The organism is Streptomyces sp. NPDC006385 (assembly GCF_040612485.1).
Taxonomy (GTDB): domain Bacteria; phylum Actinomycetota; class Actinomycetes; order Streptomycetales; family Streptomycetaceae; genus Streptomyces.
In genome coordinates this window covers 69,388-78,354 of sequence record NZ_JBEXQG010000040.1, presented here as the reverse complement: position 1 = coordinate 78,354, position 8,967 = coordinate 69,388, and the positions used below count along the sequence as shown (strand labels likewise).

Genomic DNA, 8,967 nt, shown 5'->3' with positions numbered 1-8,967 from the left:
GTCGATCGCCTGGAGGTTGTTGGCGCGGGCGGCCATCAGGATCTTCATCAGGATGTAGTGGTAGGCGTCCGCCGGGTAGCCGGGCGGCTGCTCGCTTCGGCCTTGAACGGGCCTCGTCCTCAAACGCCGGACGGGCTGGATGGTGCCGGGCGGTGACCCTCGCTTGAGGGGCCGTCCCCGGCCGTCCCCCCCGCCCTCACCCCCGCGCGTGCCCCTCCGCGTCCGCCCGTGCCGAGCTTCGGGCGCGTCTCGCCGGGCCCCGCCAGCCGCAGGTGCAGTGGGCTGAGCAGAAGTGGCCCTTCTCCACCGTCGTCGTGCGGTGCTCCTCGGAGTCGTGGGGGGTTGGGGGAGACGTCGGTCCGTCTTGCTGCGCCACGTGGGCAACGTTACCCAGGGCAAGTAAGCGCAACGCCTCCGGTCGGCGTGACGAGGGGCACCTACCCGTCGTTAACCGGAACGACAGGGGGCCCGTGACGGACGTACCGGCTGGGGGTAGGACGGCGATGACGGAGCGGCAGCAGGGCAGGCGGAGGCATGGGGCGGGCGTCGCGGCTGGGGTCTTGTGCGTCTGCCTGGTCGGCAGCGGGTGCGCGGAGAGCGGGGCCGCCGCCGAGGACTCGCGAGGGAGCGACGCGGTGAAGGCCGTGCGGGATGCCGCCGACGCGCTCGTCGAGGCCCGCAGTTCCAAGGCCCGTACGTCCATGGAGATGGCCACCGGCGGCACCCGTGTCACCATCCGCGGCGAGGGCGTGTACGACTTCCGGGAGCGGGTGGGGCGGCTGAAGGTGCTGCTGCCGCAGGATCCCGCCGGAGCGACCGCTCAGCGGCCGATCCAGGAGCTGCTCGCTCCCGGGGCTCTGTTCATGAAGAACCGGGGTGCCGGCGTGCCCGCCGACAAATGGGTGCGTGTCGACACGCGGTCGCTCTCCGACGGGAACCTCGTCACCGGCGGCGCCACCGATCCGTTCGCCGCCGCCGAGGTGCTGCGCGGCGCGCGGACGGCGAAGTACGTGGGTGAGGACGATGTCGCCGGTACGCCGGTGCGGCACTACCGGGGGACGGCTGACCTGGGCGTTGCCGCCCGGAAGGCGTCCGAGGGGAACAAGGAGTCCCTGGCGGCGGCGGCGAAAGGGTTCGCCACGGATCAGGTGCCGTATGACGTGTATCTCGACGACGCCGGGCGGATCCGCAAGGTCAGGCACCGGTTCAGCTTCGTCAACGGACAGCAGGGCGGTGCCGTCGCCGTCGCCTCGACGACCTTGCTGTACGACTTCGGCGCCCCCGTCGACGTACGGCTGCCGGACGCCGACGACATCTACGCCGGCAAGATCGCCGAGGAGTGAGGGCCGGCGTATGCGTGCGTGACGGGCGTCAAGAACTAGCCCGTCCGTGCCATGCGCGGTGTGTAGGCCGCTCCCTACTCTAGGAAGTCGGTAACGGCAGAGAAGAGGTGATGCGCGTGGCTCCGGTCGGCGGTACGGCAGTTCAGGACCACGTGGCCCTCGCCGAGATCGAGCTGTGCGGGGAGCTGATCATCGCGGCCTCGGCCGCCCGTGAGGACCGGCTCAGTCTGGAGAGCATCGACGAGGTGCTGCGCGTCGCGGAGGAGCGGAACGCATCGGCCCGGTGAGATGGGTGAGCCCGGTGTGTCCGGGCGCCGTCGCGTCCGCCGTCCCGTCCGCCGTCACGTCCGCAGCAGGCGGCCGATCGCCTTCGTCGCCTCCTCCACCTTCGCGTCGATCTCCGCGCCGCCCTTGAGTGCGGCGTCGGCGACGCAGTGGCGCAAATGCTCCTCCAGCAGTTGGAGGGCGAAGGACTGCAGGGCCTTGGTGGAGGCGGACACCTGCGTGAGTATGTCGATGCAGTAGACGTCCTCGTCGACCATCCGCTGCAAGCCGCGGATCTGGCCCTCGATGCGGCGCAGGCGCTTGAGGTGTTCGTCCTTCTGCTTGTGGTAGCCGTGGACGCCGCGGTCGTGGTCCGTCACGATGTCCGTGGCGTCCGTCACAGGCGTTTCCCTGGCCTGGTCAGCGGCGGAGGGCGCACCCGCGCCGGCCTCGGTGGTCGTCATCGCGTCCTCCAGACGTAAACCGCTCATATACCCCTACTGGGTATATCCTAGCGAACTTTGCCGGGTAGGGGACCCTGTGGCCGATTCCGTGAAACGGCCGCTGGACTGGACCACTGGGCAGCCCCCGTGCCGACCACTGTGCCTGATGGGCGACACTGGAGGACGGCCCATTAGCCGTGGCCGGATGATGCGCCTAGCATCAGCCTGACCGAAACCGATGCTTCCTGAGGACCCCACGTGCGATTTCGTCTGACCCCCCGGGAGACGAGCTTCTACGACATGTTCGCCGCGTCCGCGGACAACATCGTCACGGGCTCCAAGCTCCTGATGGAACTGCTCGGGGCGGACACCGCCGGCCGGGCCGAGATCGCCGAGCGTATGAGGGCCGCGGAACACGCCGGTGACGACGCCACACACGCGATCTTCCACCAGCTGAACTCCTCGTTCATCACGCCGTTCGACCGCGAGGACATCTACTCCCTCGCCTCGTCCCTCGACGACATCATGGACTTCATGGAGGAGGCCGTCGACCTGGTCGTCCTCTATAACGTCGAGGAACTGCCCAAGGGCGTCGAGCAGCAGATCGAGGTGCTGGCGAGGGCGGCGGAGCTCACGGCCGAGGCCATGCCGAGCCTGCGGACCATGGACAACCTCACCGAGTACTGGATCGAGGTCAACCGGCTGGAGAACCAGGCCGACCAGATTCACCGCAAGCTGCTCGCGCATCTCTTCAACGGCAAGTACGACGCCATCGAGGTGCTCAAGCTCAAGCAGATCGTGGATGTGCTGGAGGAAGCGGCGGACGCCTTCGAGCACGTGGCGAACACGGTGGAGACCATCGCCGTCAAGGAGTCCTGACCCGTCCATGGACACCTTCGCGCTGGTCGTGACCATTGCGGTCGCGCTCTTCTTCACGTACACCAACGGCTTCCACGACTCGGCGAACGCGATCGCCACCTCCGTGTCGACGCGGGCGCTGACGCCCCGGGCCGCGCTGGCGATGGCCGCTGTCATGAACCTTGCCGGTGCGTTTCTCGGCTCCGGGGTCGCCAAGACGGTCAGTGAGGGCCTGATCCAGACACCCGAGGGCTCGAAGGGGATGGGCATCCTCTTCGCGGCGCTGGTGGGTGCGATCACCTGGAACATGATCACCTGGTACTTCGGCCTGCCCTCGTCCTCCTCGCACGCGCTGTTCGGCGGCATGGTGGGGGCGGCGCTGGCCGGGGGGACGACCGTGTACTGGCACGGGGTGCTGGAGAAGATCGTCATCCCGATGTTCGTCTCGCCCATCGTCGGGCTGTGCGCGGGCTATCTGGTGATGACGGGGATCATGTGGATCTTCCGGCACGCCAACCCGCACAAGGCCAAGCGGGGGTTCCGTATAGCGCAGACCGTCTCGGCGGCGGGCATGGCGCTCGGGCACGGTCTCCAGGACGCCCAGAAGACGATGGGCATCGTGGTGATGGCGCTGGTCATCGCCGATGTCGAGGACTACGGCGATCCCATCCCGGTGTGGGTGAAGATCGCGTGCGCCGTGATGCTGTCGCTGGGGACGTACGCCGGTGGCTGGCGGATCATGCGGACGCTGGGGCGGAAGATCATCGAGCTGGACCCGCCGCAGGGGTTCGCGGCCGAGACGACCGGCGCGTCGATCATGTTCGTCACCGCCTTCCTCTTCAAGGCGCCGATCTCCACGACCCATGTGATCACCTCCGCGATCATGGGTGTGGGTGCGACGAAGCGGGTGAACGCCGTGCGGTGGGGCGTGGCCAAGAACATCGTGCTGGGGTGGTTCGTCACGATGCCGGCGGCGGCGGCCGTGGCGGCGTGCTCGTTCTGGATCGTCAATCTGGCCTTCCTGTAGGTCCCCTTCCTCGGAGGGCGTGCCGCTGTGGCCGCCGGACCGGTCAGGCCAGGAAAGGAGCCCGCCCCCCGGGAGCCAGGGGGCGGGCTCTTTTTCGTCCTCGCGGTGGCACCGCCATGCAGCACCGCGAGGCGTTCACATCGCCGGGCGTCGGCTCAGCCGAAGCGGCCCGAGATGTAGTCCTCCGTGGCCTGGACCGACGGGTTGGAGAAGATGCGCTCCGTGTCGTCGATCTCGATCAGCTTGCCGGGCTGGCCGACCGCCGCCAGGTTGAAGAACGCGGTGCGGTCGGAGACGCGGGCGGCCTGCTGCATGTTGTGCGTCACGATGACGATCGTGAAGCGTTCCTTCAGCTCGCCGATCAGGTCCTCGATCGCCAGGGTCGAGATGGGGTCCAGGGCCGAGCAGGGCTCGTCCATGAGGAGCACCTTGGGCTCCACCGCGATCGCCCGCGCGATGCACAGTCGCTGCTGCTGGCCGCCGGACAGGCCCGAGCCGGGCTTGTTGAGGCGGTCCTTCACCTCGTTCCAGAGGTTGGCGCCCTTCAGGGACTTCTCGACGATGTCCTGCAGCTCGCTTTTCTTGTAGTTGCCGTTCAGGCGCAGCCCCGCCGCCACGTTGTCGAAGATCGACATGGTGGGGAAGGGGTTCGGGCGCTGGAAGACCATGCCGATCTCCCGGCGCACGGACACCGGGTCGACCCCGGCGCCGTACAGGTCCTCGTCGTCCAGCAGCACCTTGCCCTCGACCCGGCCGCCGGAGGTGACCTCGTGCATACGGTTCAGTGTGCGCAGGAACGTCGACTTGCCGCAGCCGGAGGGGCCGATGAAGGCCGTCACCGAGCGGGGCTCGACCGTCATCGAGATGTCTTCGATCGCCTTGTGGGAGCCGTAATAGGCGGTGAGCCCGCTTACGTCGATTCGCTTGGCCATGTCTGCTTCACTTCCAGAAATTCAGATCGGTCGCTGTGTGGCCGCGTCAGCGACCGGTCTTCGGGGCCTTCCAGCGGGCGATCCCGCGGGCTACCAGGTTGAGGATCATCACGAAGGCGATCAGCGTGAGCGACGCCGCCCACGCACGGTCGTACGCCGCCGGGGAACCCGCGCTGTTCGCGTACTGCTGGTAGATGTACAGCGGCAGCGACGCCTGCGCGCCCTCGAAGGGGTTGGCGTTGATGAACGAGTTGCCGAACACCAGCAGCAGCACGGGGGCGGTCTCGCCGGTGATGCGGGCGACCGCCAGCATGATGCCGGTCGTGATGCCGCCGATGGAGGTCGGCACGACCACCTTCAGGATGGTGCGCCACTTCGGGACGCCGAGTGCCAGGGAGGCCTCGCGCAGCTCGTTCGGGACGAGCTTGAGCATCTCCTCCGTGGAGCGGACGACCACCGGCATCATCAGGATCGCGAGCGCGAGCGAGCCGGCGAAGCCGAAGGGCTGCATCTCCAGCATCAGCATGAGGCTGAGGATGAACAGACCCGCGACGATCGACGGGATGCCGGTCATGACGTCGACGAAGAAGGTGATGGCCCGGGCGAGGCTCCCCCGGCCGTACTCCACCAGGTAGATCGCGGTGAGCACGCCGATCGGCGCGGCGATCAGGGTGGCGAGGCCGACCTGCTCCAGAGTGCCGAGGATGGCGTGGTAGATGCCACCGCCCGGCTCGGAGTCGGCGACCACGCCCATGGAGTGGGTCAGGAAGTAGACGTCGAGGACCTTCACGCCGCGCTTCACGGTCTCCCAGATCAGGGAGACCAGCGGGATGACGGCGAGCAGGAAGGCCACCCAGACCAGCGACGTGGCGATGCGGTCCTTGGCCTGCCGGATGCCCTCGACGCGGGCGGCGATGACGTACGTGCCGAAGACGAAGAGGAGACCGGCGATCAGGCCCCACTGGACGCGGCTGTGCAGGCCGGCGGCCAGGCCGATGCCGACGGCGACGGCGACGGAGCCGACCGCGATGCCGTACGGGGCCCACTTGGGCAGACGGGCACCCTTGAGGGTGCTGACGGTGGCGGCGGTGCTCATGCGTTGGCCCCCGAGTACTCCTTGCGGCGGGCGATGATCGCGCGGGCCGCGCCGTTGACGAGCAGGGTGATGACGAACAGGACGAGACCGGAGGCGATCAGCGCGTCCCGGCCGAACTCGCTCGCCTCACCGAACTTGCTCGCGATGTTCTGGGCGAAGGTGCCGCCGCCCGGGTTGAGCAGGCTGGCGTGGATGTCGAAGCTGGGGGAGAGCACGGTGGCCACGGCCATCGTCTCGCCGAGCGCGCGGCCGAGGCCGAGCATCGAGGCGGAGATCACGCCGGAGCGGCCGAAGGGGAGGACCGCCATGCGGATGACCTCCCAGCGGGTGGCGCCGAGCGCCAGGGCCGCCTCCTCGTGCATCTGCGGGACCTGGCGGAAGACCTCGCGGCTCACGTTGGTGATGATCGGCAGGATCATGATCGCGAGCAGGATGCCGACCGTCAGCATCGAGCGGGGGGCGCCCCCGTCCCAGGAGAAGACGCCGGTCCAGCCGAGGTACGAGTCCAGCCAGCCGAACAGGCCGTTCATGTGCGGTACGAGGATCAGGGCGCCCCACAGGCCGTAGACGATCGACGGCACGGCGGCGAGCAGGTCGATCACGTACGCGATCGTGCCGCCGAGCCTGCGCGGGGCGTAGTGCGTGATGAACAGCGCGATGGCGACGGCGATCGGGACCGCGATGATCATGGCGATGATCGAGGAGACGATGGTGCCGTAGACCAGGACCGCGATGCCGAACTTCGGCGGGACCGCGCTGGTGTTCCACTCGAAGGCGGTGAGGAAGTTCGCCTCGTCCTTGCTGATCGCGAGGCTGGCGCGGTAGGTGAGGAAGACCGCGATGGCGGCCATGATCACCAGCAGGAAGATGCCCGACCCGCGGGAGAGACCGAGGAAGATCCGGTCACCGGGTCGGGTGGCGCCCCGAGCGGCACGCTTCTGCTCGGTCGGCGAGGGCTCTGGGGTGGGGGGAGGAGCTTGGATGTTCTTCGTCGATATATCCATCGGGTTCTCCGGTCTGCGGAGCCGCATGCGGTCTGCGGCGGCTCGGAGGAGTCGTGGGTGATGACACGGCTCCGGGCGGCGGTGCACCGGACGGTGCGGTCCGGTCCGGGTACGGAGCCCCGGACCGGACCGCACTCAGGTCAGCTCAGGCTCTCGATGGTCTTACGGACCTCGGAGATGATCTCCGTGGGCATCGGGGCGTAGTCGTTCTCCGTGAGGATCTTCTGGCCGTCCTCGGAGGCGATGTAGCGCAGGAACGCCTTGGTGCCGGGGAGGGTCTCGGCCTTGTTGCCCTTGTCGCAGACGATCTCGTACGTCACCAGGGTGATCGGGTAGGCACCCTCGGCCTTGGTGGCGTAGTCCAGCTCCAGCGCCAGGTCCTTGCCGGTGCCCACGCGCTTGGCGGCGGCGATGGCCTTGGTGGCGTTGGCGACGGTGGCCTCGACCGGGGCGGCGGCACCGGTGTCGATCTGCACCGCGTCGATGCCGTCCTTGGCGTACGACAGCTCCATGTAGCTGATGGCACCGGCGGTCTGCTTGACCTGCTGGGCCACGCCGGAGGAGCCGGCGGCGGACTGGCCGCCCTTGGCCTGCCAGGCCTTGCCGCCCTCGTAGGGCCACTCGGACTTGGCGGTGGCGATCAGGTACTTGGTGAAGTTGTCCGTGGTGCCGGACTCGTCGGAGCGGTGGAACGCCTGGATCTTCAGGTTGGGAAGCTTCGCGTCGGGGTTCAGCTTCGCGATCGCCGGGTCGTTCCAGTTCTTGATCTTGTCGTTGAAGATCTTGGCGAGGGTCGGCGCGTCCAGGACGAGCTTGTCGACGCCCGGGACGTTGTAGCCGACCGCGATCGGGCCGCCGACCATCGGCAGGTCGATGCCCTGACCGCCCTTGCAGATCTTCTTGGAGGCGGCGACCTCCTCCTCGTCCAGCGCGGAGTCGGAACCGGCGAAGGCGACCTGGCCCTGCGTGAACGCGGTGACACCGGCGCCGGAGCCACCACCCTTGTAGTTGATCTGGACGTTCTTGCAAGCGGCGGTGAACTGCTTGACCCAGGCGTCGATCGCGTTCTTCTGAGCGGAGGACCCGTCGGCGAGCAGCTGGCCCTGGGCGTCGTCGCACTTGATGTTGCCGACCGCGGCGTTGGTGGCCCCGTCGCCGCCGTTGGTGCCGGTTTCGTCGGAGCCGCACGCCGTGAGGGCCAGGGCGCCGGAGACGGCGAGAGCGCCGAGAGCGAGAGCCCGCCGGTTCTTGCGCTGAAGCTTCACTTGAGGGAGTTCCTTCCAGGAGCCGCCGTCCTGAATTCGGCGGCGTGCGAAGAATGGGTGATGCGGACGCTTTCCCGGGGCGCGGTCCGCACCGCGTAAGGCTGAAAGTAGGCAGATCAGGTGAAGCGGCCGAAGGGCGTACATGAACGAGGGGTGAACCCCTGGGGACGGTGCGGTGAGGTCACGGAACGCTCACGTTGAGGACACGGGCGCATTCCGAGACGTGGAGGCTCGGCGCGGGCTGCTTCGACGGCATGGCGGCACCATGGACCTCATGAGTCGAGCGTATGTGGTTCATGCCGCGGGCTGCCTGTTGTGGCGTCGCTCGTCGGCCGGGCCGGAGCTGGCGCTGGTCTACAGGCCGAAGTGGGGTGACTGGTCCTGGCCCAAAGGCAAGCTCAAGCGTGGTGAAGCACCCGAGGCGGGGGCACGCCGTGAGGTGCTGGAAGAGACCGGCTACGTGTGCCGGCTAGGGGCACGGCTCCCCTCATCCCGGTACACCGACCATCAGGGCCGGCTCAAAGAGGTCTCCTACTGGGTGGCGGAGGCGACCGGCGGAGCCTTTGAGCCGAACGAGGAAGTCAGCGATCTTGCCTGGCTCAGGCCCGGGGAGGCCCGGGAACGACTCACGCACGAGAGGGACCGGGACCTGATCTGCGCAGCGCTCGGGGTCATCGGTGCGGACGAGGACGTGAGGGGGCTGTGATGTCGGCGGAGCAGCGGGAGCGACGTGGG

Annotated in this window: 11 protein-coding genes; 5 read left to right on the top strand and 6 right to left on the bottom strand. The window is 68.2% G+C overall.

Features of this window, described 5'->3' with window-relative positions:
* Nucleotides 1–196: 196 nt before the first annotated feature.
* The gene (locus ABZ078_RS27310) at nt 197–376 is read right to left on the bottom strand and encodes a hypothetical protein (RefSeq protein WP_356579394.1); all 180 of its coding nucleotides are present in this window, start codon (nt 374–376) and stop codon (nt 197–199) included.
* Between the two features lie 127 nt (nt 377–503).
* On the opposite strand from ABZ078_RS27310, the gene ABZ078_RS27305 reads away from it, so the two are divergent.
* Nucleotides 504–1,343, top strand: a complete 840-nt coding sequence (locus tag ABZ078_RS27305) for a hypothetical protein (protein WP_356579392.1) — start codon at nt 504–506, stop codon at nt 1,341–1,343.
* Between the two features lie 110 nt (nt 1,344–1,453).
* A complete protein-coding gene (locus ABZ078_RS27300; protein WP_356579390.1) occupies nt 1,454–1,630 on the top strand; it encodes a hypothetical protein in 177 nt (58 codons plus the stop codon).
* Between the two features lie 54 nt (nt 1,631–1,684).
* Here the strand turns inward: ABZ078_RS27300 and ABZ078_RS27295 are convergent, their stop codons facing one another.
* Nucleotides 1,685–2,071 carry a metal-sensitive transcriptional regulator gene (locus ABZ078_RS27295; protein WP_356579388.1) on the bottom strand — a complete coding sequence of 129 codons (387 nt, stop codon included), beginning with the start codon at nt 2,069–2,071 and terminating at the stop codon, nt 1,685–1,687.
* 237 nt (nt 2,072–2,308) lie between these two features.
* Between ABZ078_RS27295 and ABZ078_RS27290 the strand changes: the two genes are divergently transcribed.
* Both ABZ078_RS27290 and ABZ078_RS27285 read left to right on the top strand, forming a co-directional pair.
* Entirely contained in the window at nt 2,309–2,929 is a 621-nt protein-coding gene (locus ABZ078_RS27290) for a DUF47 family protein (RefSeq protein WP_067020308.1), read from the top strand.
* Between the two features lie 7 nt (nt 2,930–2,936).
* Nucleotides 2,937–3,935, top strand: coding sequence for an inorganic phosphate transporter (locus ABZ078_RS27285; RefSeq protein WP_356579386.1), 999 nt, complete (start codon nt 2,937–2,939; stop codon nt 3,933–3,935).
* A 155-nt stretch (nt 3,936–4,090) separates the two neighbouring features.
* Here ABZ078_RS27285 and pstB read toward each other — a convergent pair whose 3' ends face one another.
* From pstB to pstS, 4 genes are all read right to left on the bottom strand, one after another.
* Entirely contained in the window at nt 4,091–4,867 is a 777-nt protein-coding gene (gene pstB, locus ABZ078_RS27280) for a phosphate ABC transporter ATP-binding protein PstB (protein WP_356579384.1), read from the bottom strand.
* A 46-nt stretch (nt 4,868–4,913) separates the two neighbouring features.
* Complete coding sequence (gene pstA, locus ABZ078_RS27275; protein WP_356579382.1) at nt 4,914–5,963, bottom strand: phosphate ABC transporter permease PstA; 1,050 nt, start codon at nt 5,961–5,963, stop codon at nt 4,914–4,916.
* Nucleotides 5,960–6,967, bottom strand: coding sequence for a phosphate ABC transporter permease subunit PstC (gene pstC / locus ABZ078_RS27270; RefSeq protein ID WP_356579380.1), 1,008 nt, complete (start codon nt 6,965–6,967; stop codon nt 5,960–5,962). The genes pstA and pstC overlap by 4 nt, the downstream gene beginning before the upstream one ends.
* 140 nt (nt 6,968–7,107) lie before the next feature.
* Nucleotides 7,108–8,232, bottom strand: a complete 1,125-nt coding sequence (gene pstS / locus ABZ078_RS27265) for a phosphate ABC transporter substrate-binding protein PstS (protein WP_356579378.1) — start codon at nt 8,230–8,232, stop codon at nt 7,108–7,110.
* Between the two features lie 265 nt (nt 8,233–8,497).
* Here pstS and ABZ078_RS27260 point away from each other — a divergent pair, with 265 nt between their 5' ends.
* The gene (locus ABZ078_RS27260; RefSeq protein WP_356579407.1) at nt 8,498–8,938 is read left to right on the top strand and encodes an NUDIX hydrolase; all 441 of its coding nucleotides are present in this window, start codon (nt 8,498–8,500) and stop codon (nt 8,936–8,938) included.
* The last annotated feature ends 29 nt before the right edge of the window (nt 8,939–8,967 follow it).